General features: G+C 64.1%; 19 protein-coding genes and 1 pseudogene. 10 read left to right on the top strand and 10 right to left on the bottom strand.

Going from position 1 to position 23,928, the window contains the following annotated elements:
- Nucleotides 1-19: 19 nt before the first annotated feature.
- Entirely contained in the window at nucleotides 20-1,951 is a 1,932-nt protein-coding gene (locus LOY69_RS13475) for a serine hydrolase domain-containing protein (protein WP_265074729.1), read from the top strand.
- 6 nt (nucleotides 1,952-1,957) lie between these two features.
- The gene (locus LOY69_RS13470) at nucleotides 1,958-2,758 is read left to right on the top strand and encodes a MipA/OmpV family protein (protein ID WP_102879724.1); all 801 of its coding nucleotides are present in this window, start codon (nucleotides 1,958-1,960) and stop codon (nucleotides 2,756-2,758) included.
- An 84-nt stretch (nucleotides 2,759-2,842) separates the two neighbouring features.
- Here the strand turns inward: LOY69_RS13470 and LOY69_RS13465 are convergent, their stop codons facing one another.
- From LOY69_RS13465 to LOY69_RS13455, 3 genes are all read right to left on the bottom strand, one after another.
- Nucleotides 2,843-4,132, bottom strand: a complete 1,290-nt coding sequence (locus tag LOY69_RS13465) for an ATP-binding protein (protein WP_102864488.1) — start codon at nucleotides 4,130-4,132, stop codon at nucleotides 2,843-2,845.
- Complete coding sequence (locus LOY69_RS13460) at nucleotides 4,133-4,843, bottom strand: winged helix-turn-helix domain-containing protein (protein WP_102879726.1); 711 nt, start codon at nucleotides 4,841-4,843, stop codon at nucleotides 4,133-4,135.
- Nucleotides 4,844-5,028: 185 nt separating this feature from the next.
- Nucleotides 5,029-5,634: a tRNA-(ms[2]io[6]A)-hydroxylase gene (locus tag LOY69_RS13455; RefSeq protein WP_253085725.1), complete on the bottom strand. Its 606-nt coding sequence runs from the start codon at nucleotides 5,632-5,634 to the stop codon at nucleotides 5,029-5,031.
- A gap of 292 nt (nucleotides 5,635-5,926) precedes the next feature.
- Here LOY69_RS13455 and LOY69_RS13450 point away from each other — a divergent pair, with 292 nt between their 5' ends.
- A complete protein-coding gene (locus LOY69_RS13450) occupies nucleotides 5,927-6,790 on the top strand; it encodes a universal stress protein (RefSeq protein ID WP_102864486.1) in 864 nt (287 codons plus the stop codon).
- A 113-nt stretch (nucleotides 6,791-6,903) separates the two neighbouring features.
- Here the strand turns inward: LOY69_RS13450 and LOY69_RS13445 are convergent, their stop codons facing one another.
- A complete protein-coding gene (locus LOY69_RS13445; RefSeq protein WP_102879728.1) occupies nucleotides 6,904-7,371 on the bottom strand; it encodes a DUF1289 domain-containing protein in 468 nt (155 codons plus the stop codon).
- Between the two features lie 409 nt (nucleotides 7,372-7,780).
- On the opposite strand from LOY69_RS13445, the gene acnB reads away from it, so the two are divergent.
- The gene (gene acnB, locus LOY69_RS13440; RefSeq protein ID WP_102879729.1) at nucleotides 7,781-10,381 is read left to right on the top strand and encodes a bifunctional aconitate hydratase 2/2-methylisocitrate dehydratase; all 2,601 of its coding nucleotides are present in this window, start codon (nucleotides 7,781-7,783) and stop codon (nucleotides 10,379-10,381) included.
- Nucleotides 10,382-10,529: 148 nt separating this feature from the next.
- Here acnB and LOY69_RS13435 read toward each other — a convergent pair whose 3' ends face one another.
- Both LOY69_RS13435 and LOY69_RS13430 read right to left on the bottom strand, forming a co-directional pair.
- On the bottom strand, nucleotides 10,530-12,209 hold the full coding sequence (locus LOY69_RS13435; RefSeq protein ID WP_265074728.1) for a SulP family inorganic anion transporter: 1,680 nt from the start codon (nucleotides 12,207-12,209) through the stop codon (nucleotides 10,530-10,532).
- Nucleotides 12,210-12,551: 342 nt separating this feature from the next.
- Nucleotides 12,552-13,832: a serine/threonine transporter gene (locus LOY69_RS13430; RefSeq protein WP_102864482.1), complete on the bottom strand. Its 1,281-nt coding sequence runs from the start codon at nucleotides 13,830-13,832 to the stop codon at nucleotides 12,552-12,554.
- Nucleotides 13,833-14,333: 501 nt separating this feature from the next.
- On the opposite strand from LOY69_RS13430, the gene LOY69_RS13425 reads away from it, so the two are divergent.
- From LOY69_RS13425 to LOY69_RS13400, 6 genes are all read left to right on the top strand, one after another.
- Nucleotides 14,334-14,873 (top strand): cysteine hydrolase family protein, encoded by a 540-nt coding sequence (locus LOY69_RS13425; protein WP_102879731.1) that lies wholly within the window; start codon nucleotides 14,334-14,336, stop codon nucleotides 14,871-14,873.
- Between the two features lie 134 nt (nucleotides 14,874-15,007).
- Nucleotides 15,008-15,403 (top strand): VOC family protein, encoded by a 396-nt coding sequence (locus LOY69_RS13420; RefSeq protein ID WP_265074727.1) that lies wholly within the window; start codon nucleotides 15,008-15,010, stop codon nucleotides 15,401-15,403.
- A gap of 16 nt (nucleotides 15,404-15,419) precedes the next feature.
- Entirely contained in the window at nucleotides 15,420-16,370 is a 951-nt protein-coding gene (locus tag LOY69_RS13415; RefSeq protein ID WP_123393876.1) for a 2-hydroxyacid dehydrogenase, read from the top strand.
- Nucleotides 16,371-16,681: 311 nt separating this feature from the next.
- On the top strand, nucleotides 16,682-17,749 hold the full coding sequence (locus LOY69_RS13410; protein WP_110653615.1) for a phosphotransferase family protein: 1,068 nt from the start codon (nucleotides 16,682-16,684) through the stop codon (nucleotides 17,747-17,749).
- A gap of 39 nt (nucleotides 17,750-17,788) precedes the next feature.
- The gene (locus LOY69_RS13405; RefSeq protein ID WP_110653616.1) at nucleotides 17,789-18,556 is read left to right on the top strand and encodes an SDR family oxidoreductase; all 768 of its coding nucleotides are present in this window, start codon (nucleotides 17,789-17,791) and stop codon (nucleotides 18,554-18,556) included.
- 230 nt (nucleotides 18,557-18,786) lie between these two features.
- Entirely contained in the window at nucleotides 18,787-19,896 is a 1,110-nt protein-coding gene (locus LOY69_RS13400; protein ID WP_265074726.1) for a Gfo/Idh/MocA family protein, read from the top strand.
- 125 nt (nucleotides 19,897-20,021) lie between these two features.
- Here LOY69_RS13400 and LOY69_RS13395 read toward each other — a convergent pair whose 3' ends face one another.
- The 4 genes and pseudogenes from LOY69_RS13395 to LOY69_RS13380 form a co-directional block, all read right to left on the bottom strand.
- Nucleotides 20,022-21,458, bottom strand: a complete 1,437-nt coding sequence (locus LOY69_RS13395) for an FAD/NAD(P)-binding protein (RefSeq protein ID WP_265074725.1) — start codon at nucleotides 21,456-21,458, stop codon at nucleotides 20,022-20,024.
- A gap of 13 nt (nucleotides 21,459-21,471) precedes the next feature.
- Nucleotides 21,472-21,726: pseudogene (locus LOY69_RS13390) on the bottom strand (ABC transporter ATP-binding protein); the annotation flags it as partial.
- A 331-nt stretch (nucleotides 21,727-22,057) separates the two neighbouring features.
- A complete protein-coding gene (locus tag LOY69_RS13385) occupies nucleotides 22,058-23,455 on the bottom strand; it encodes an LLM class flavin-dependent oxidoreductase (RefSeq protein ID WP_102879738.1) in 1,398 nt (465 codons plus the stop codon).
- Nucleotides 23,455-23,919 carry an acyl-CoA dehydrogenase gene (locus tag LOY69_RS13380; protein WP_265074724.1) on the bottom strand — a complete coding sequence of 155 codons (465 nt, stop codon included), beginning with the start codon at nucleotides 23,917-23,919 and terminating at the stop codon, nucleotides 23,455-23,457. The genes LOY69_RS13385 and LOY69_RS13380 overlap by 1 nt, the downstream gene beginning before the upstream one ends.
- Between the last annotated feature and the right edge of the window lie 9 nt (nucleotides 23,920-23,928).

Below are 23,928 nucleotides of genomic sequence, written 5' to 3'. Positions count from 1 at the left end.
ATTTCCGGTCGGGTGCTGCATGTCCCCCAAACTTCTCGGCCTGCCACTGCTGGGCATCCTGCTGAGCAGCCTCGGCTGCAATGGCCAACCACCTGCGCCGCCGGTCATAGCGCCCGGCGACTACGCCAGCATCATCAGCTACTTGAAGCAGTACATCCCCCGGGAGATGGCCGAGCACCAGGTCCCGGGACTGTCCATCGCCCTGGTGGACGGCCAGGAGCTGATCTGGGCCCGAGGCTTCGGGTTTGCCGACCAGGCACGGGGCCTGCAAGTGACCGAGAACACCGCGTTTCGCGCCGGCGCCCTGTCGCAGTTGCTGACTGCTACGGCGGTCATGCAACTGGTGGAACAGGGACGCCTGCAGTTGGATGCGCCCCTGCAGGACAGCCTCAAGGAATTCTACGTCCGCTCGCGCTTTCACCAGGACCAGAACGCCGCCGACCAGGCCGTGACTGTGCGCCGTCTGCTCAGCCATCAGGCCGGGATGCCCGCCGAGTACCTGCGCGACTCACGTACGCCCCAGGCCCTCAACGAGCTGCCGAGAAAGGTCAGCGGGGTTTGGCTGAACAATGCCCCGGGCACCCGGACCGCCCCCTCCAACCTGGGCTACGCCCTGCTGGGCGCGGCGGTGGAACGCAGCAGCGGCCTGGATTTCGAGATGCAACTGCAAAAAAGCCTGCTGCGCCCGCTGGGCATGAGCCAGTCGAGTTTCATAGGCGGCAGCGGCGCACAACCCTACCGCACCCAAGGCTATACCGACGGCTCCCGCAGCAATGATGTCCTGGTGCGCGACCTGTCCGCCGCTGGCTTGTGGAGCAATCCACGGGACCTGAGCCACTTCGTGCGCATGCTCTTCGCCCAGGGCAGCTACAAGCACCAGGCGTTGCTCTCACCGGCCTCGATCAAGGAGATGGTGCGTCCGCAGAACAGCGGCAACCCGCTGGATTTCGATTGTCAGGTGGGCCTGGGCTGGTTCCTCTCGCCCTGTGGCGACGAGTGGGTCAACCCGGGGATTGGCACTTGGCAGCGCAGTGGCTCCGGCGATGATTTCCACGCCCGGATCAGCGTGCTCCCGGAGCAGCAACTGGCGGTGATCGTGATGAGCAATTCCGGCTCTGGCGCAGCCCTGGCCCAGCCGTTGGTGCCGCAGATTCTGCGCATGCTGCAGCAGGCCCATGGCGCCCCCGAAGGGATGCAAGCCGGCCCTGTTCAGCAGGGCTGCGTTCAGCACGATTCCGGCCAGGATGGCTCCGTCCCGAATGGCTCCGTACCGAGTAGCTCCGTCCAGAGTCGCACTGACCAGAAGGGCTCAGACCAGAACGGCTCCGACCAGCCCAGCCCGCGGCGCCGGGTGCCGGAAGCCGCCGACCGCCAGCATCTGGCGGGGTTCTATGCCACGACCTGGGGCGTGCTGCGCATCAAGGACCAGGACCAGCGGCTGTTTGGCGAACTGGCCGGCACGCGCTTCGAGTTGCTGCGCGACGAACACGGCTGGCTGCGGGCGCAGAAGAAAATCCTCGGCCTGTGGCAGCAGGACCTGGGCGACCTGGGACGGGTGCAACTGGACGTCATGAACGTTCAGGGCAACCGGGTGTTTACCGCCAAGCGCCACGGCCAGCTACTGGCCATGGGGGAACGGATCGACCCGGTGCCCCTGCCCGACAACTGGCTGGCCATGGTCGGCACCTATCACGCCCTCAACGATGACGAAGCCAACGCCCCCTTGAACGGCGTCAGCATCGCCCTGGAAGACGGCTTCCTGATGATCCGCAGCCTGCAACAGGGCCGCACCCTCACCGATTACATCCTGGCTCCGGTGGACAACGCCCATGCGGTGATTGCCGGCCATGGCCCCGGGCTGGGCGACACCGTGCGCCGTCAGGTCAACGGGGTCAACGTCCTCGGCTACTCCTTCAAACGTATCTACACCCCCCACTACCTGAGGTTCTAAAACACTATGAAAAGCCTGAAACGCTGCACCACCGTCGCCCTTTGGGCGGGCACCCTCGGCCTGGCCACAGGGTCTGCAGCGCTGCATGCCGAGGACTGGAAATATGGCGTGCGCGGCGGTGTTGCCAGCGTGCCGCGCTACAGCGGCAGTGACGAGCGCACCGTGGCGCCGATTTTCGGCGGCGAAATCATCAGCCCCTATGGCCTCTTCCTCAACACCGACCAGGGCCTGGGCTGGGGCCATGAATGGGGCGACCTGTCGTTCAGCACCTGGGTCGGCCCCAGCGAAGAACGGCGCGACAAGAACCACCTGGGCCAAGGCTCCAAGCGGCTCAAGGGCATGGGCCAGATCAAGTCACGTGCGCAGTTCGGCGCACACCTGGGTTACGACCTGGGCCCGTTCGAACTGGGAGCCACGGTGACCCACGCCGTGAAGAAGAATGACAACAAGGACACCGGTTCAGCTTACAGCCAGCTGCAGCTGAGCATTGGCACCAACCTGTACGAGGGACGTTTGGGCAGCCTCGATGCCAGCCTCAACAGCCTGTTCGGCAATGCCGACTATATGCAGACCTGGTACGGCGTGAGCGGCACCCAGGCCGCCAACAGCCGCTTCAGCGCCTACCGCGCCAAGGGCGGGCTGGTGAGCAATGGCCTGGACCTGGAATGGACCCTGCCCCTCAACGAGCAGACCAAGCTTTCGACCCTGCTGTCCCTGCAGTACCTGGGCAAGGAAGCCGGCGACAGCCCGATCGTCGATCGGCGCATGCAGACGGTGCTGGGCACCCAGCTTGAGTACAGCTTTTAAGCGGTAGGCTTCGAGCGGCAAGCGGCAAGCAGCGAACTGGCGGCTTGAAGCTTGCCGCTTACCGCTTGCAACTTGCCGCCGCCGCTAATCGACATGGGCCCAGGTCAGGCGAAACGAGGCCCCGCCCCACTCCGAATCCACCACCTCGACCTTGCCGCCATGCCACTGGGAGACCCGTCGCACCAGGGCCAGGCCCAGGCCGAAGCCACCGGTACGCCGGTCGCGGCTGGCGTCGAGCCGGGAAAAGGGTTCAAAGATTTTCTCCCGTCCGTCCACCGGCACGCCGGGCCCGTCATCATTGACCCGCACTTCGTAGCCCTGCTCCAGGCGTACCAGGGACACCTCCACCCGCCGGTCGGCGTAGCGAATGGCGTTGCGCAGCAGATTGATCACCGCCCGGGCCATGAAGCGTGGCTCGATCCGCACGTACTCGACCTGGCAGGAGCGGATCAGCAACTGCACCCCCGCCGCTTCCGCCTCCAGGGCGACACTGCCGACCACGCTGTCGAGCCAGCTCTGGGCCTGGATATTCTCGCGACTGATGGTGGCCGCGCCGTGCTCCAGGCTGGCGTAGGACAACAGCTCGGAGACCATGTCCTCCAGTTCGCCAAGGTCGGCGTACATGTCGGCGATCAGTTCGCGGTTTTCCTCCGGGTCCGGTTGCTGCTGCAACTGGTCCAGCTCGAATGACAGCCGCGCGATGGGCGTGCGCAACTCGTGGGACACCGCGTTGGTCAGCTCGCGCTGGTTGGCGATCAGGCCCTCGATGCGCGCCGCCATGCGGTTGAAGTGCTGGGCCAGGTCGCGAATGTTGGAACGCTGGGACAGTTGCAGGCGGGTGCTGAGGTCATTGCCGCCAAAACGCTCGGCGGCCAGGCGCAGGCGCTCCAGGTCGCGCCAGTGCGGGCGCACCCAGAAGTACAGGACGATGGCAAGCAGCGTGCCGAGCAAGGCATAGGCGGCGATGTTGTAGAGCAGGGTCAGGGGTGGGTCTTCCGGCAGCTTGATGCTCAGTAACTGGGGACCGTCGTCGATGCTGGAAATGAATTCGTTGAAATCATCCCGGACCACCAGCTGCTTGGCGCTCAGCAGCGCCCGCTCCTTCTGGTTGAGGTCCAGCTCGCCGGCCTGCACCAGCTTGAGCCCCAGCCCGTAATGGGGTTTGAGCAACTCCAGTTGATGCTGACGCCCGGCCTCGTCAAAGGGCCGCAGCTGCTCGCTGAGGCTGTAGGCCGGCCCGCGCACCGCATCACGGTTGTAGGCCTCGATCAGGTCCACCGCCAGGTAGTTGAGGAAGATGTGTTGCACCGCGGTCATGGCTCCGGCAAAGCCGAGGGCCAGGAACAGGTAGAGCCCCAGAAACAGCCGCAGCATTCAAATCTCCCAGGCGAATGGATTGAACAGGTAGCCCTTGCCCCACACGGTCTTGATGCACACCGGCTCGCGCGGGTTGTCCTTGAGCTTGCCGCGTAATTTGCTGATGTAGACGTCGACGCTGCGGTTCAGACCGTCGAACTCGATACCGCGCATGCGGTTCAGGATGTCATCCCGGGACAGGGTCTTGCCTGCCGCATTGGCCAGCAGCCAGAGCAGCTCGAACTCCATGGTGGTCAGTTCGATCGGCTCGCCGGACAGACGCACCTCGCGGCTGCTGCGGTCGATGCTCAACACGCCGAACTCCAGGGCCCCGCGCAAGGCGGTCGACTCCGGCACCTGGCGCCGCTGCAGGGCCCGCAGCCGCGCCAGCAGCACCGCCGGCTTGATGGGTTTGATCACATAGTCGTCGGCGCCGGACTCCAGGCCGAGGATGTGGTCCAGGTCGTCTTCCTTGGCGGTGAGGATGACAATCGGGGTATCGGCCACGGCGCGGATTTCCCGGCACACGTGCAGGCCGCTCTGGCCCGGCAACATCAGGTCGAGCACCACCAACTTCGGTTTGAATTCGAGAAACGCCGCCAAGGCCACATCGCCCCGGTGTACCGTCAGCACTTCAAAGCCATGCTGGGACAGGAAGCTGGCAATCAGCCCGGCGAGCTTCTCGTCATCTTCCACCAGCAGGACTTTGCCAAGACCCAGGTTTTCCATACCTTCCCGTTCGCAAGCACACAATTTTGAGTGCGCGCATTATAGAAGGACCCAGGTTAAAAAAAGGCTAAGGTCGCGGCAAAACCAGCGACTTATCGCGGTTTTGCGCAAAGTTTCATTCTTTTAAGAGTTTTTAACAATTTGCCCCTGTTTTTACACAAGGGCAGCGACACGAGGGTTGTGCCTTACCAGGCCGGTACGCCGCTGTGGAAGCGGAATTCCGGGTCCGGGGACTCGATCAGCTCCTGCTCGGCGGCCCGCACCTTGTCGATCACCTGAGCGATGTCCTTGGCGTCGCCATACTGGTAGGCCAGCTTCAGGTAGCCCTGATAGTGCCGGGCCTCGCTTTTGAGCAGGCCGAAATAGAACTTGCCCAACTCCTCATCCAGGTGTGGCACCAGGGCTTCGAAGCGCTCGCAACTGCGGGCTTCGATAAAGGCGCCGACCACCAGGGTGTCCACCAGCTTCACCGGCTCATGGCTGCGCACCACTTTGCGCAGGCCCGAGGCGTAGCGCCCGGCGTGCAGTTGGCGCAGCTCGACCTTGCGTCGTTTCATCAGGCGCATGACCTGTTCGTGGTGCACCAGTTCTTCCCGGGCCAGGCGCGACATCATGTTGATCAGGTCGACATGGGAGTGGTACTTGGCGATCAGGCTCAGGGCGGTGCTGGCGGCCTTGAACTCACAGTTCTTGTGGTCGATCAGCAGGGTTTCCTGGTCGGCCAGGGCCGCCTGGACCCAGGCGTCGGGAGTCCGACAGCCGAGGAAGTCATGAATTTCCAAAAAGTTCATCGGCGCATTTCCGAGCAATCCGCCACAGCAAGGCGAGCAATGGCGGCACTATCAGTGATCGATAACATGAGGCTCACGAGACAAATAAGGCTTCACAGCGAAAGGCTGGCGATTATACCGGCCACGTCGCAGACCACCAGCGGCCGCGCTTGATATGCATCAACATGCGGCGCGGGCGCCAGCAACTATAGTTGTGCACGCTAGGGTCTGTTCCCGTTTGGTGACGAGCCGCGTTGCTGGGCCAAACGGGAACAGACCCTAACCATTCATCCCTTTCCTGGAGATCCCGATCATGCAAAGTATCCGCAGCATCCTGGTGGTCATCGATCCCACGCCTGGCGAAAGTCTGGCCCTCAAGCGCGCCAAGCTGATTGCCGGGGTCACCCAGGCCCACCTGCATCTGCTGGTCTGCGACAAGAAGCACGAACACTCGGCGCTGCTCAGCGTGCTCAAGAGCAGCCTGACCGGCGAAGGCTACAGCGTCACCACCGAGCAGGCCTGGAACGAGAGCCTGCATGAAACCATCATCGACGTGCAGCAGGCCGAGGGCTGCGGCCTGGTGATCAAGCAGCATTCCCATGACAATCCGCTGAAGAAAGTCCTGCTGACCCCGGCGGACTGGAAACTGCTGCGCTACTGCCCAACCCCGGTGCTGCTGGTCAAGACCGCCACCCCCTGGGCCGGTGGCGTGGTCATGGCGGCCATCGATGTCGGCAACATGGACGGCGAACACCGTACCCTGCATGCCAGCATCGTTGACTATGGTTTCGACATCGCCAGCCTGGCCAGGGCCCAACTGCACGTGATCAGCGCCCATCCATCACCGATGCTTTCGGCATCCGACCCGGTGTTCCAGCTCAAGGAAACCATCGAGAAGCGCTACCGCGAGGAATGCAGGGCGTTCCAGGCCGAGTTCGATATCGACGATGCGCACCTGCATATCGAGGAAGGTCCGGCGGACGTGCTGATTCCCCATATGGCCCACAAGCTGGGGGCCGTGCTGACCATCATCGGCACCGTGGCCCGCACCGGGTTGTCGGGGGCCTTGATCGGCAACACCGCCGAAGTGGTGCTCGACTCCCTGGACAGTGACGTGCTGGTGCTCAAGCCGGCGGACATCATGGACCACCTGGAAGAACTCGCCGCCAAAGTCTGAGACCCTTCCCCGCAACGCCAGCGCGTAACCTGCGTCGCCCATGACGACGCTGTCGCTGGCAAGCCCACGCCTGCAGCACCCTTTGCGCAGGAAGTGGCTGGCCGACGAACCTCTCAGCCCAGGGCGTCCTTGAGAAACCCCGGGGCGATGTAGCGCTGGTAGTGGGCTTCCGACAGCAGGAAGAATTCCCGATCGATGGCGTCACGCAACTCCGGCAGGCCCCAGTCGCGGAACTCCGGTAACAGCGCCATGCCGTAGGCGTCGAGCTGGTTGATCACCCGCGCGCCCCGGGCAATCAGCTGGTAGGCCCAGCAATACTCGGACTGGTGCGGCACGAAACGGATCTTGCGCTGCTCCAGTTGCCCGCGCAGACGCGCCGGGTCGAAGACTTCCAGCTTGGCCGCCATCACCTGCACCAGCAGTTGTTCAAGACGCAACCAGACCGCGCGTTTCTCCTCCTCGTTGTAACCGTTCCAGTTGATCACTTCGTGATGGAAACGCTTGCAGCCGCGGCACACCAGGTCGCCGTAGACGGTGGAGCAGAGGCCGACGCAAGGGGTCTTGATGGTCTGATTGGGCATAGAAAAACAACACACGCAAAGGCAAAACAGTCGGCAATGTTAGCCCTTTGTCTAAGATTGATCACCCCTCAAACTTCAATACAGCAACTTACGTTTAGATTTTTTTTGCCGTAGAATCAGCCAGCCTTTTTAGGCGCCAATGTCCGTTTGAAGCTGTTTTCAAAGCGTCACGAGCACAGTCGTTCCTTCAGAGCGGTGTTGGCGAGGGATTTTTCCAGCGGGGAAAAATCCAGCGCCAACCCTCATCAGCTCCCCGTTCTGCAGGCGTAAAACTTTGAAAGCAGCTTCTGTAAGGAATTGTCGGTAATTCTGGCTAAGTGGCCCACAACGCCACGCAGCGCATGAGTACGGCAATTTCGGGATGAGCGTCCCGGACACCCATTTGGGACCACTGATGAGGGTAATAACTGTGCTTGAAGCCTACCGCAAACATATCGAAGAGCGCGCAGCACTGGGTATCGTTCCCCAGCCGCTTAACGCCGAACAAACTGCAGGCCTGGTCGAGCTGCTGAAGAATCCCCCGGCTGGCGAAGAAGCTTTCCTCGTTGACCTGATCACCAATCGCGTTCCGCCAGGAGTCGACGAAGCCGCCTACGTCAAGGCCGGTTTCCTCTCCGCGCTGGCCAAAGGCGAAGCCTCCTCCCCTCTGATCGACAAGAAGCGCGCCGTAGAACTGCTGGGCACCATGCAGGGCGGCTACAACATCGTGACCCTGGTCGACCTGCTGGACGACGCCGAGCTGGCGCCTGTTGCTGCCGCTCAACTCAAGCACACCCTGCTGATGTTCGACGCCTTCCACGACGTCGCGGAAAAAGCCAAGAACGGCAACGTTCACGCCCAGGGCGTACTGCAATCCTGGGCCGACGGTGAGTGGTTCAAGAACCGCCCGGTACTGGCCGACAAGATCAGCCTGCGGGTGTTCAAGGTCACCGGCGAAACCAACACCGACGACCTCTCCCCTGCCCCTGACGCCTGGTCCCGTCCGGACATCCCGCTGCACGCCCTGGCCATGCTGAAAATGGCCCGTGACGGCATCGTGCCTGACGTGCAAGGTTCCATCGGCCCGATGAAACAGATCGAGCAGATGCGCAACGACGGCTTCCCGATCGCCTACGTTGGCGACGTGGTCGGCACCGGTTCGTCGCGTAAGTCGGCGACCAACTCGGTGCTGTGGTTCTTCGGCGACGACGTTCCTTACGTGCCGAACAAGCGTGCCGGCGGCTTCTGCTTCGGCAGCAAGATCGCTCCAATCTTCTACAACACCATGGAAGACGCCGGCGCCCTGCCGATCGAATTCGACGTGTCGAAGATGAACATGGGCGACGTGATCGACCTGTACCCGCACGCTGGCAAAGTCACCAAGCACAACAGCGACGAAGTCCTGGCCACCTTCGAAATGAAGACCCCGGTCCTGCTCGACGAAGTCCGTGCTGGCGGCCGTATCCCGCTGATCATCGGCCGTGGCCTGACCGAGAAGGCGCGCGCCGAGCTGGGTCTGCCACCGTCGGACCTGTTCAAGAAGCCTGAAGCTCCAGCCGAAAGCACCAAGGGTTTCACCCTGGCGCAGAAGATGGTCGGCAAGGCTTGCGGCGTGACTGGCGTACGTCCAGGCACCTACTGCGAACCGAAGATGACCACCGTGGGCTCCCAGGACACCACCGGTCCTATGACCCGTGACGAACTGAAAGACCTGGCTTGCCTGGGCTTCTCCACCGATCTGGTGATGCAGTCGTTCTGCCACACCGCGGCCTATCCAAAGCCGATCGACGTCACCACTCACCACACCCTGCCTGACTTCATCATGACCCGTGGCGGCGTGTCCCTGCGTCCGGGCGACGGCATCATCCACAGCTGGCTGAACCGCATGCTGCTGCCGGACACCGTCGGCACCGGTGGTGACTCCCACACCCGTTTCCCGATCGGTATCTCGTTCCCGGCCGGTTCCGGCCTGGTGGCCTTCGCCGCCGCCACTGGCGTCATGCCACTGGACATGCCGGAATCGATCCTGGTTCGCTTCAAGGGCAAGCTGCAGCCTGGCGTCACCCTGCGTGACCTGGTCCACGCCATCCCTTACTACGCGATCCAGAAAGGCCTGCTGACCGTCGAGAAGAAAGGCAAGAAGAACGCCTTCTCCGGCCGCATCCTGGAGATCGAAGGCCTGGAAACCCTGACCGTCGAGCAAGCCTTCGAACTGTCCGACGCCTCGGCCGAACGTTCGGCTGCCGGTTGCACCATCAAGCTGTCCAAAGAATCGATCGCCGAGTACCTGAAGTCCAACATCACCCTGCTGCGCTGGATGATCGGCGAAGGCTACGGCGATGCCCGTACCCTGGAGCGTCGCGCTCAAGCGATGGAAGCCTGGCTGGCCAACCCTGAGCTGCTGGAAGCCGACAAGGACGCCGAGTACGCCGAAGTCATCGAGATCGACCTGGCCGACGTCAAGGAGCCTGTGCTCTGCGCGCCGAACGACCCGGACGACGCTCGCCTGCTGTCCAGCGTTGCTGGCCAGAAGATCGACGAAGTGTTCATCGGTTCCTGCATGACCAACATCGGTCACTTCCGCGCCGCCGGTAAGCTGCTGGATCAGGTCAAGGGCCAGCTGCCAACCCGTCTGTGGCTGTCGCCGCCGACCAAGATGGACGCTCACCAACTGACCGAAGAAGGCTACTACGGCATCTACGGCAAGGCTGGCGCGCGCATGGAAATGCCGGGCTGCTCGCTGTGCATGGGTAACCAGGCACGTGTAGAGCCGAACTCGACCGTGGTGTCGACTTCGACCCGTAACTTCCCGAACCGTCTGGGCGATGGCGCCAACGTCTACCTGGCTTCGGCCGAGCTGGCGTCGGTGGCTTCGATCCTGGGTCGCCTGCCGACCGTCGAGGAGTACATGGAATACGCCGGCAAGATCGACAGCATGGCAGCGGACGTGTACCGCTACCTGAGCTTCGACCAGATCGCCGAGTTCCGTGAAGCGGCCGCTAACGCCAAGATCCCGGTGGTGCAAGCCTAAGGCTCTAGCGTTGTAAAAAAGAACGCCGCGTATTCCACGATACGCGGCGTTTTTTTTATGCCTGTAACTTTTGCTGACTGCCCTGCCCGCTAGTTCGCCCTGCGCTGCGCTGCCACAGGCCAGGCGCGATACACCCAAGCGCCAAGACTCAATGCCAGAGTCCTGCCTGAGCCTGACCGCTCCAGATCTGCAGGCTTTCCTGCAGCGTATCGTCGACGCTGGTGCCACTGAGCAACACCTGATGCTCGGCAGTCGACGGCAGGCCCGCCAGGGCTTCCTTGGCCCTGTGCTTGAGCCGGGCCAGGGCCAGGCGCTTGTGCTCCAGGCGGACCTGACGGAAGAAGTCGTCCAGGGCCTCGATGCTGGTGCCGTCCAGATTCGGCGACTCTTCCAGGCTGAGAATGACCGTGTGAATCGGCGTCTGCACATGCCGGATCAGATGCAAGGCACCGCCCAGGATGCGCTCGGCGTTGGCGAAGAACAGCGCCTCCCCCGGACGCAGAATCAGCACCCCCGGCACCTGCCGCGCCTGAGGATGGCGGCTGAGGTCGACAAAATCATGTCCGCTGCCCAATTGACCGAGGATCTGGATATCCGCCGCCGACAACTGGCGCAGCATCAACAGAATGCTCACCCCTACCGAAAGCAGCAAACCATCCAGCACCCCCAGCACCAGCACCGCGGTGACCGCACAGATCACCAGCAACCGATCCCGGCGCCAGATGAAATAGCGCCCCAGCGGTTGCAGGCTCAGGCCATGGCCCAAGGCATAGATGACGATCGCCGCCAGCACCGGCTCCGGGGTCAGGGCGATATAGGGCAGCACCGTCAGAACGATGATCAGCATCACCGCAGCAGCGGTCAGCCCGGCCAGCCGCGAGCGGGCCCCCGCCGCTTCGTTGGCGGAAGTGGCCGAATAACCGGCGCCGACGGGCATGCCATGGAACAGACCGGAGAGCAGATTGCCAGCGCCCAGGGCCAGCAGGTCGCGGTTGGACGAAACCCGGTCGCCATGCTTGAGCGCCAGGGAGCTGATGGAGCCGTAGGACTCGGCATACAGGATCATCACCAGGGCAAACGCCAGTTCCCCCAGGCGCAGCCAGTCGGCAAAGGGCAGGTCCGGCAGGCTCGGCACCTGCAACTTGAGTTCGATCACCCCGATCAGGGCCACCCCATGAGCCGGCAGGTCGAGCCATTGCCCGGCGCCAATGCCGATCACCACCGCCACCAGCCCACCGGGCACATAGGGAATCCGTGAACAGATCGCCAGCACCAGCAAGGCCAATGCCGCCACCGCCGCACCGGCCCAGTTCCACTGCGGCCACTGCTCCAGCAACTGGGGCAGAAAGCGCACCAGGTTGCCGGTGCTCAGGTGCACCCCCACGACGGTGGCGAGTTGCTTGAGGATGATGGTCACGGCCAGGCCGAAGGCGAAGCCCCGCAGCACCGGCTTGGCAATGAACGCGGTGACGCCGCCGAGGCGAAACAGCCCCGCCAGGACGAAGAAGCCTCCGGTCAGCAGCACCAGGGCGAACGCCAGGTTCAGGCGCAGCTGCACGTCGCCCTCTGCCAGGGACAAGGTGGCAGCGGCCAGCACCGCCGCCGATGAGGACGTGGCCGAGACAATGGCGAAGCGGCTGCTGCCCAGTAGGCCGTAGCACAGCAACCCGGCGAACAGGGCAATGACCCCGGCCTGAGGCGGCAAGGCGGCAATACCGGAATAGGCCACTGCCTCCGGCAGCAACAGGCCGGCGATGGACAAGCCGGCCAGCAGGTCACGGCTGCGTTTGGGGACAACAGTTGGCTGGGTGAGGGGTTCAGTGGCCAATCGGGTTCGTCCGTGACAAGGCAAAATTCGAATTCAGAGGGTGTCGCCCAACGCCATCAACGCCTTTGGGCCAGATTGCAGCCCGTGTGACGGGAGTGGCCATTGGCGGGTTCCGGGCAGCAATAAGAGCACCAGCTTAGACCTTTATTCAAGGCAGCAAACGATCCTGATCAATGCCTTGAACGACAACGCCGCCGGTGCTGTGAGCACCGGCGGCGTTGGTTGTGTTGCCAGCAATTGCGTCAGGCTTGAGGGCCTGTCCGCCGGCAAGCCGGCTCCAGGCGGTGAGCGTCGCGCAGGTGTGGAATGCCGGCGAAGGCACCCGCCAGCGCGTCGCACCACTCACGAAGCCAGGGAGTACACCAGGGCGGTAATGGCCACCAGGCCCACCAGGGTCACGAAGACGTTGGAGGCCTGGCCGCGATAGCGGGCCATGGCCGGCACTTTGCGAATGGCGTACATCGGCATCAGGAACAGGATCGCCGCGATCACCGGGCCCCCCATGGTCTCGATCATCGTCAGGATGCTCGGGTTGAGGGTCGCCACGGCCCAGCAGATCACCAGCATGAAGGCAGCGGTAACCCGGTCCAGGGTTTTCGCCCCAGGACGCCGGCCGCTCTTGCCGATCAGGCCCTTGAGGCCTTCGCTGGCACCGATGTAGTGACCCAGGAAGGACTTGGCGATGGCCACGAAGGCAATCAACGGCGCGGCGAAGGCGATGGTCGGATTCTGGAAGTGGTTGGCCAGGTAGGACAGGATCGACAGGTTCTGCGCCTTGGCTTCGGCCAGTTGCGCCGGGTTCAGGGTCAGTACGCAGCTGAAGACGAAGAACAGCACCATGCCCACCATCAGCAGGTGGGCACGCGAGAGGATCTGCGAGCTGCGCTCTTGGGCATGCACGCCATAGCGGCGCTTCTGGTCCACGGCAAAGGCCGAGATGATCGGCGAGTGGTTGAACGAGAAGACCATCACCGGAATCGCTAGCCACAGGGTATGCAGGAAGGCCGAAGGCGCCGGGACATCGCTGACGGTGGCGAGGATGCCGCCATTCCAGTGCGGGATCAGGAACACCGCGAGGAACAGCAGGGCCACGATGAACGGATAGACCATCAGGCTCATGGCCTTGACGATCACCTGCTCGCCGCAACGCACCACCACCAGCAGGCCGAAGATCAGCACCAGGGCCAGGATCGCCCGCGGTGGCGGCGCGATGTGCAGTTGGTTGGTCATGAAGCTGTCGACGGTGTTGGTCAGGGCCACGCTGTAGATCAGCAGGATCGGGAAGATCGCCAAAAAGTACAGCAAGGTGATCAGGGCACCGGCGGTGAGACCGAAATGCTCTTCCACCACGTCAGTGATGTCCGCACCGTCACGCCCGGAGAGCACGAAGCGGGTCAGGCCGCGGTGTGCATAGAAGGTCATGGGGAAGGCCAGCAGCGCCAGGATCAACAGCGGCCAGAAACCGCCGATGCCGGCATTGATGGGCAGAAACAGGGTACCGGCACCAATGGCGGTGCCAAACAGGCCCAGCATCCAGGTGGTGTCTTGGCGGTTCCAGCTACTCAGGGTCGCTGGGGTCGCCGTTTCAAAGCGTTGATCAACGCTGTTGGCCTGATCATTCATCCGGTGGGATCTCCACATTCCGGTCGTTTGCCATTCGATCAGGGCGCGTCGGAGTACCCGACAGACAGAGCCCCGACCGAAACAGAGGGGGCGCGATTGTCCGGGATTCCGCGAGCGCTGCATAGACTTAGCTGAGGAACGGTTTGTACGGTGCAGATTTATTTTTTTGCCGTGGCGAAGCGTCTGGCCCGGCTCTCTCCCGCCTTCCCCTGGCACCGGCTTGCCGGCGCAAGCGTCCGCGAAGGCGATGCACATCCCACGCACCTGTTCCTCAGCAAGCCGACGCGCGCTGGGCCGCGTTGACAAGATTCACGGCCAGGCGGCATGATCGGACCCCATGAATATCTACGCGCTCAACCCTACCTCTACCACCACGACTGCCTACGGCGGGTCGTGTGGTAGCTGTGCGGGATGATGCAAGCACAGTAAAACCAAGGCCCCGCCAGCAATGGACGGGGCCTTTTGTTTCTCCGTCCAGCTGGCACTACAAGGAGAGACAAGATGCCTTTATCCAACGCCAAGCGTGCCCTGCTGGTCATCGACATGCAGGTCGGCCTGTTCAACGGACCGGACAAGCCCTACAAGCGCGAACAGACCCTGGAAAACATCAACCAGCTGATCCGCCGCGCCCGCCAGGCCGGGGCGCCGATCTTCGCCGTGCGCCATACCGGCCCCGCCGAGTCGCCGATTGCCGCCGGCAGCCCGCTCTGGCAACTGCTGCCGACCCTGGAAGTGGATGAAGAACTGGACTGCGTGCTGGACAAGACCCGCCCCAGTTGCTTTGTCGGCACCGGGCTGGCCGAGCGCCTGCAGGAAGCCCAGGTCAATGAGCTGGTGATCGTCGGCATGAAGACCCAGTACTGCGTCGATGCCACCTGCCGCGCCGCCGGCGACCTGGGCTTTGCCGCCGTGCTGGTGGAGGACGCCCATACCTGCATGGACACACCCGTGCTGGGGGCGAAGAAAATCATCGCCCACCATAACGCCACCCTCAACGGCCCCTTCGTGCGCCTGGCCACGACCGCCGATGTGACCTTCTGACCCCATAGTCCCCACACCGCCCCGGGCACGCCGAACATGGCGTGACTCCCCCGGGAACGGTGCCGGCGAGCATTGCCAAAATCCCTCGCAACCCGCACCCTTGAGCCTTCGTCCCCGCCTGTATGGAATCCTCCATGAGCGCCACCACGATCGCCGGCTGCATCCTCTACAGCCTCGACCCGCCGTCACTCGCCCGCTTCTATGCCGACCTGCTGGGCTGGCCCATCACCGAGCAACAGGCCGATTACCAGCAACTGATGCATCAGGGCTTCGAGCTGACACTGGTCCAGGTGCCTGCGGCGATTGCCGCGCGCATCATCGTGCAGGAACCGCCACTGCCCCGTAGCGATGGCGCGTGCAAGCCGCTGTTCCAGGTCGCCGATCTGCAACAGGCCAGGCAACGGGCCGCCAGCGCCGGGGGCCGGTTGTACGAGGCCGAGCGCGAATGGTCATTCATGGGGGCGCAGGTCTGCGACGGCGTCGACCCGGAAGGCAACATCTTTCAATTGCGCCAGCCCTTGCCCCATTAACTGCTGAGGAACCGTCATGCGCGCCACCGTCCTGGTCCTGGTCGAGAACGTCAACGCCTACCTGCCCTTGCTCGAAGCGCTGGGCTTCAACCTGATCCTGGCCCCCACGCCCGCCGAACGGGCCCAGGCCATCAAGACCCACGCCCCACAGATCGACGCCGTGCTGACCCGAGGCCCACTGGGGCTGACTGCGGCGGAAATCAACGCCCTGCCCCGGCTGCAGATCATCTGCGTGATCGGTGCCGGCTATGAGCAGGTGGACCTGCAAGCGGCGAGCAACCGCGGGATTGCCGTGACCAATGGCGCCGGGGTCAATGCCTCGTCGGTGGCCGATCATGCCCTCGCCCTGTTGCTTTCGCTGGTCCGGGGCATTCCCCAGTCCGATGCCGCCGTGCGCCAGGGACAATGGCCAAAAGTCCTGCGCCCTTCCGTGGCCGGCATGCGCCTGGGCATCCTCGGGCTGGGCGCCGTCGGCCAGGCCATCGCCCGGCGCTGTGCCCTGGGGTTCGACATGACCGTGAGTTATCACAGCCGTCAGCCCCGGCCGGACCAGCCCTACCGCTTTTGCCCGACCCTGCTGGAACTGGCCCGGGACTCGGATGCCCTGGTGATCGCCACCCCCGGCGGCGCCGACACCCGGCATCTGGTGGACCAGCCGGTGCTGCAAGCCCTTGGCGCCGAAGGTTTCCTGGTGAACATCGCTCGTGCCAGCGTGGTGGACACCAACGCCCTGCTGCAAGCCCTGAAACAGCGGCGGATCGCCGGCGCGGCCCTGGACGTGTTCGATGACGAACCGCAAGTGCCGGACGGTTTCAAGGGCCTGGACAATGTGGTACTGACGCCCCACGTCGCCGGCCTTTCGCCCCAGGCCAGCCGCGACACCGTGGACATGGTCGGCCAAAACCTGCTGGCCCACTTCGAGGGTCGCCCCCTGCTGACCCCCCTTCCCCTGCCGACACCCAACTAACCCATCCCCTGGGCAACGCCTATGCTCGTGGGGCGGACAACCTCTGGCCTGCATGGCTTGTGTAGGAGCTGGCTTGCCAGCGAAAGCCAGCGCCGATCATGACATCCTCTTCGCCGGCAAGCCGGCTCCTACGAGGGCTTGGTCTCACCGGGTCGTAGACACACGGGGGTAAATTCAAACGCTTGTATCAAAAGCAATGATTGTCCGGCAACACGCGCACCTATAAAGGCTCGCCGCGATTGTGAGGGGCCGGTAGGCGCATTAGATTAGTCAATAATCTCTGGCCTCCAGAATAAGCAGAAGGGATAAGCATGGCGCTTACAGACCAATCCACCCGTACTCGCCCCGGCGAGGAGCTCGATGCCAACCTGATCGATCCATACCTCAAGGCGCATATTCCCGGCCTCAGCGGCACACCGCAAATCAGCCAGTTCCCGGGCGGTGCCTCGAACCTCACCTACTTGCTGGAGTACCCGGACCAGGAATTCGTCCTGCGCCGCCCGCCGTTTGGCCACAAGGCCAAGTCCGCCCATGACATGGGCCGCGAGTTCCGCATTCTCAATCAGCTCAGGGACGGTTTCCCCTACTGCCCCAAGGCCTATGTGCACTGCACCGACGAGTCGGTGATCGGCGCCGAGTTCTATGTCATGGAACGGGTCAAGGGCATCATCCTGCGCTCCGACCTGCCGGCGGAACTGGGCCTGGATGCCGGCAGGACCCAAGCCCTGTGCAAGAGTTTCATCGACCGCTTCGTCGAACTGCATCGGGTCGACTACAACGCCTGCGGCCTGGGCGACCTGGGCAAGCCTGAAGGCTATGTGCAGCGCCAGATCAAGGGCTGGAGCGAGCGCTACGAGAAAGCCCTGACCCCCGATGCGCCGCACTGGGAAACCGTGAAGGCCTGGCTCAACGACAAGATGCCCGCCGATCACCCAACCTCAAGCATCGTGCATAACGACTACCGCTTCGACAACGTCATCCTCGATCCCCACAACCCGATGCAGATCATCGGCGTGCTGGACTGGGAACTGACCACCCTGGGCGATCCGCTGATGGACCTGGGCAACACCCTGGCCTACTGGATCGAGGCCGCCGACCCGGCGCCGGTGCAACTGATGCGGCGCCAGCCGAGCAACGCGCCGGGCATGCTGACCCGCCAGGAATTCGTCGATTACTACGCCGAACGTTCGGGAATCGAAATCGGCAATTTCGACTTCTACTACACCTACGGCCTGTTCCGCCTGGCCGGCATCGTGCAGCAGATCTACTACCGCTTCTACCACGGCCAGACCCAGGACAAACGCTTCGCGCAGTTCATTCACATGAACAAACTGCTGGAGCAGATGAGCCTGCAGGTCATCGAAAAATCCAGCCTCTGACCGCGCCCTCGGCGCCCGACAGCCCAGCAAGGAAAAACCATGTCCAAGACTCAGTTGTTCGACCTCGACGGCAAGATCGCATTCGTCTCCGGCGCCAGCCGCGGTATCGGTGAAGCCATTGCCAAGCTCCTGGCCCAGCAAGGAGCCCATGTGATCGTGTCGAGCCGCAAGCTCGAAGGCTGCCAACACGTGGCCGACGCCATCATCGCCGCCGGCGGCAAGGCCACGGCGATTGCCTGCCACATCGGCGAAATGGAGCAGATCAGCCAGGTCTTCGCCGGGATTCGCGAGCAGTTCGGCCGCCTCGACATCCTGGTCAACAACGCCGCCACCAACCCGCAATTCTGCAACGTCCTGGACACTGACCTGGGGGCCTTCCAGAAGACCGTCGACGTCAATATCCGCGGCTATTTCTTCATGTCGGTGGAAGCCGGCAAGCTGATGCGCGACAACGGCGGCGGTAGCATCATCAACGTCGCCTCGATCAATGGCATCTCGCCGGGGATCTTCCAGGGCATCTACTCGGTGACCAAGGCGGCGGTGATCAACATGACCAAGGTCTTCGCCAAGGAATGCGCACAGTTCGGTATCCGCTGTAACGCCTTGCTGCCGGGCCTGACCGACACCAAGTTTGCCTCGGCCCTGGTGAAGAACGACGCCATCCTCAAGACCGCCCTGGCGCAGATCCCCCTCAAGCGCGTGGCCGACCCGAGCGAAATGGCCGGCGCGGTGCTCTACCTGGCCAGCGACGCTTCCAGCTACACCACCGGCATTTCGCTGAACGTGGATGGCGGCTTCCTCTCCTGAGGCCCGCTTGCACCACCAAAAAGGCAGCCTCCGGGCTGCCTTTTTCATTTCCCTTGGCAGCGGGCTTGCCAGCGAACAGGACCTTGAACCCAGCGCAAGCCACACGGGCCCTGTCGCCGGCAAGCCGGCTCCTACAGCGCCCGTCAAAATTTTAATTCCAGCAATTGCAATTAGAGAATTTTTATTCCATAACTAGCCCTTCCTAAAACAATAATTCTGCAGGTGCGGCTATGGATGAACTTGGCATTGGCTTGATCGGTACCGGCTTCATGGGCCGGGCCCACGCCCTGGCGTTTCGCAGTGTCAGCGCAGTGTTCGAACTGCCGGTGCGCCTGCACCTGGCGGCCCTGGCCGATGCCGATGCGCAGCGCGCCGAGCACTGTGCCGGGGCCTGGGGCTTCGCCCGGGCCCATAGCGACTGGCAAGGCTTGATCGCCGATCCCCGGGTCAATCTGGTGGCCATCACCACCCCCAACCATCTGCACTTCCCCATGGCCATGGCGGCCCTGGCGGCAGGCAAGGCGGTGTACTGCGAAAAGCCCCTGGCCATCAGCGTCGATGAGGCCCGGCAGATGCACCACGCCGCCCAGGCCGCTGGGGTGGTGACCCGGGTCGGTTACAACTATCAGCACAACCCGATGATCGCCCTGGCCCGGCAGTTGATCGGCCAGGGCGAGCTGGGGCAGTTGGTGAGTTTCCAGGGCGAGTTCAGCGAGGATTTCATGGCCGACCCGGATTCACCCTGGTCCTGGCGTTGCGACCCGCAGCACGCCGGCGGCGCCCTGGCCGACCTGGGCAGCCACCTGCTGGCCATGGCGCGCTTTCTCATGGGACCGGTACAGGCGGTGTGCGCCGATGTGCAGACGGTGCATCTGCAACGACCGACCCACGCCGGCAGCCAGGAACGGCGCCATATTGCCGTGGACGATCAGGCCCACGCCTTGTTGCGTTTCGCCAATGGCGCGCGGGGCACGTTGAGCAGCAGCTGGATCAAGCATGGCTACAAAAACCACCTGAGCTTCGAGATCAGCGGCACCCTGGGCACCCTCGCCTTCGACCAGGAACGGCTCAACGAACTGCGCCTGTACCGGGTCGGGCAGAAAGGCTTCCAGCGCCTGCTGGCCGGACCGGACCTGCCCGGCTACGCCGCCTTCAGCCCGGCCCCCGGGCATCAACTGGGCTACAACGAACTCAAGACCCTGGAAGTGCATGAACTGATCATGGCCCTGTGCGGCCAGGGTGAGGACGGCACGGATTTCGCCGAGGCCTGGGAAATAGAGCGCCTGGCCGCGGCGATCCGCGCTGCCGCCCAGGAACAGCGCTGGATCACCCTCCTGTAGCCGCTGCTGAGCCCGCGAAGCTGCGCAAAGGTCCGCAGGACCTTGCTTGACGATCGCCTGCCAAACTCGCAGCGGTCTCAAGAACGCCGCGGCCCTAGCGGGCCGTTCGCAGCCTGCGGCAGCGGCTACAAGGGCAATGCCGCCAGGTGCGCGGCGAGGGCCTTGGCCTGCAGGGCGACGTCGGTGACGGCGGTGCTTTCCCACCACAGGCCACGCAACGGCGGGCCCATGGCGAACAGGCGCTCGGACGCTTGGCCACGGGCGTTGTGCACGGCACCCTCTGCCGTGGCGCTGATGCCCAGGGCCAACGGCCCGGGGATGACCAGACCACGGGCCAGCAGTTGCTGCGGCAAAGGCCGGGCGACCCGGCGCCAGTCGTATTCAATGCCGCTGGAGTTGATCAGTGCGTCCCCCTCCAGGCGCTCGCTGTGCTCGGTGCCGCGATAACGCAGGCGGATCGTCAGGCGACCCTCCACCGAAGGTTCCAGTCCCTGGTAGGCCGCGGCATGAATGCGCAAGCGGCCCTCTGCGTGCAGGCGCGCCACCCGCTCGGCGCTCAAGGGCGGCGAGCGATGGTGGTGGCTCTCCCACCAGGGCCGCACATGCCGCACGAATTGGCGTTTCTGCGCCTCGCTGGCCTGGCTCCACAACCGGCCGATATGCACCCGCACCGTGTCCAGCGGTGCTTGCCAGTCGATGCCTTGAACCTGGGCCTCGCGGCACTGGCGCCGCACCTCCCGCAGCAGTTGTCGCGGGCTGCGCAGCTTGAGGTCGGCGGCGAGAAAGTCCACCCAGGCCGGCGGCTGGCGGCGCACATGGGGCAGCAGGCCATGCCGGGAGAACACCTCGATCGGCCCGCGATGCCCGGCCTGCTCCAGGGACACCACGGCGTCCACCATGGTCAGCCCGGAGCCGATGATCAGCACCGTCGCCTGCGGGTCGAGGCGGGCCATGGCGGCCACGTCCCAAGGGTCCAGGGCTGCGGCATTGAGGCCGCTGGACCGGGTTTGCGGTGTGCGCGCCGCCGGGAACATGCCGGTGGCCAGTACCGCCACTCCACCGCGCAGCTGGCGGCCGTCCGCCAGCGTCAGGCAGACACCGTCACTGTCGGTTTCCAGATCCACCGCCTCGCCGCGCACATGGCTCAGGCTGGAGCCCTGTTCCAGGCCCAGCTGCAGCGCCTCGGCCAGGCGTTGCTGCACATAGACGCCAAACAGCCCCCGAGGTGGAAACAGCTCGCTGACCGGCACCGACTGGCGGCCCGATTCGGGCCAGCCACCGCCAGCAATATGCTGGGTCAGCCAGTGGGTCAGGTCATCGGCATTGTCCGGATCGACGCTCATCCGTGCCGCGTTGCCGTTCAGGGTGTGCCCCAGCTCGACAGCGCTGTAGGCCTCGCCGCGACCCAGCTCGCTGCGGGGCTCGATCACCAGTATCCGCCGCCGCCCCGGCAGGCGCAGCAATTGCGCCGCCAGCAAGGCGCCACTGAGGCCGCCGCCGACAATCAGAATTTCAGCATCACGGGTGGCTGGGGTTGCCTGTCCGCAGTGGTTTTGGCTCATGGAATACTCACGCTCAGTGTTTGCCCAGGTAGAAGTCCTGCAGATCGCCCCGGGCCAGCAGTTGCTCGGCGGTGCCGGACAGGGCCACTCGGCCGGTGTCCAGCAGGCAGGCATGGGGAGCGTATTTGAGCGCCAGATTAATGCTTTGCTCGGCGATCAGAAAGCTCACTACCGCCTCGCGATTAAGCTGGGCAACGATCTGAAAAATCTCCTGGACGATGATAGGCGCCAAGCCCATGGAAGGTTCATCCAGCAGTACCAAAGTAGGATGGGCGCGGTTGGCGTCATGCGCTGTTCCGTTTGAATTCGGCGGCCCAGGCCGCAGTTGTGGGTTGAGCCGTGGCCTGGGGCGGCTGCCAGATGAACTTCAGGCGGACACCCCCCTCGCAGCCGGGGCAGCGAACGACAGCCGTGACGGAGGCCAGCCCGGGGGGCAATCGGGGCAAGGATGGCTAGCCTGGTCGCTGGCAAGCCAGCCCCTACCTGCAGGTCGGCGGCGTCTCTGTAGGAGCCGGCTTGCCGGCGAAGGCGCCGGCAAATCGGGCGCAGGTCTTGCGGGCCTCTTTGCCGGCAAGCCAGCTCCTACGAGAGGCGCGGGGTCAGGCGCTGGCGCGTTGCGGCTGAAGCCGGGTTGCGAGGTCGCGCCAGGCGCTGCCGGGGTGGTTCACCGGCAGCCGCGGGCCGGCGCCAAAGAGTTTCTCTCGCAGGGTGCCCGGTGCGTATTCGGTCTTGTAGACCCCGCGTTTCTGCAACTCGGGCACCAGCAACTCCACGGCATCGATAAAGGTTTCATGGGTCAGGGCGTAGGCCAGGTTGAAGCCGTCGACATCGGTCTCTTCCACCCACTCCTGGAGCAGGTCGGCCACGGTTTCCGGACTGCCGACGAACAACGGGCCAAAGCCGCCGATGCCGACCCAGTCCGCCAGCTCGTGGGGCGTCCAGACCTTGTTCGGGTCTGCGGTGGAGAAGGCTTCCACCGCAGACTGGATGGCGTTGGTGTGCACGTGTTTGAGGGGCTCGTCGGGCTTGAAGCGGCTGAAGTCGATGCCGGTCCAGCCGGAAATCAGCGCCATGGCGCCTTCGTAGCTGACCCAGGACTTGTATTCCTCGAACTTGGCCTTGGCCAGGGCATCGGTCTCGCCGAGGATCACCGTCTGCAGGTTGAAGATCAGGATCTTCGACGGGTCGCGCCCGGCTTCGGCCGCGCGGCGGCGGATGTCGGCCACGGTCTTTTTCAGCAGCACCTTGGACGGCGCGGCAACGAACACGCATTCGGCCTGTTCGGCGGCGAACTGCTTGCCGCGGCTGGACGCCCCGGCCTGGTACAGCACCGGAGTGCGTTGCGGTGACGGCTCGCACAGGTGAATCCCCGGCACCTGGAAGTGTTTGCCCGCGTGGCGGATCTCGTGGATCTTGCTCGGGTCGCTGAAGATCCGCCGCTCGCGGTCACGTAGCACCGCACCCTCCTCCCAGCTGCCTTCCCAGAGCTTGTAGCAAACCTCCAGGTACTCCTCGGCGTAGTCGTAGCGGGCGTCGTGTTCGGTCTGCGCCTGCTGACCGATGTTCTTCGCCCCGCTCTCCAGGTAGGAGGTGACGATGTTCCAGCCGGCACGGCCCTTCGTCAGGTGATCCAGGGTCGAAAGGCGCCGGGCAAAGGGATACGGATGCTCGAACGACAGCGAGGCGGTGAGGCCGAAGCCCAGATGCTCGGTGACCAGGGCCATGGGCGGAATCAATTGCAGCGGGTCGTTCACCGGCACCTGGGCCGCCTGGCGGATCGCCGCCTCGCCATTGCCGTTGTAGACGTCGTAGATGCCCAGCACATCGGCGATGAACAGCCCGTCGAACTTGCCCTTCTCAAGGATGCGCGCCAGGTCGGTCCAGTACTCCAGGTCCTTGTACTGCCAGGAACGGTCCCGAGGATGGGCCCAGAGCCCCGGTGACTGGTGACCGACACAGTTCATGTCGAAGGCATTGAGGCGGATTTCACGGGACATCACACAGCACTCCTGAAACCTTGGGGCAGCACGCCATTGAGGCGGTAGTTGCCGATCAGTTGATACTTCCAGCGCAGCGGGTCTTGCAGGGCCTGTGGCTGCGGGGTGCGCTGGCCGGTGAGTTCGAATTCGGCGTTGCCGGCCGCCGCCAGGGCTTCGGCGGCGGCAATCGCCGCCTCGGCCAGGGCGATGGCGATCTCGGCCGGGTCCTTGCCCTCTTGCAGCCGGTACTGGGCCCGCTCCTGCAGGGCGGCGGCCACTTCGATGCGGATCTGCAGATCGCCAAAGCGGCTGATCACATACGGGTCGTCGCTGGCCTTGCTCAGGCCGCTGCCGGACCAGGGCCGGGCCTCGTCGCGAACGAACTCCAGGGTCCGCTGCAACAGGTCGCGGGCCCTTTGCAGTTGCTCGCCGATCGCGGCCAGGGCGGCCTGGGGGCTGTCGGGTTGGGTCAATGCGTTCATGGCGGTGTC

Source organism: Pseudomonas sp. B21-059, assembly GCF_026016285.1.
GTDB lineage: Bacteria > Pseudomonadota > Gammaproteobacteria > Pseudomonadales > Pseudomonadaceae > Aquipseudomonas > Aquipseudomonas danubii.
Note: the sequence above shows the minus strand (reverse complement) of the source record. Positions and strands in the feature narration are given on the sequence as shown.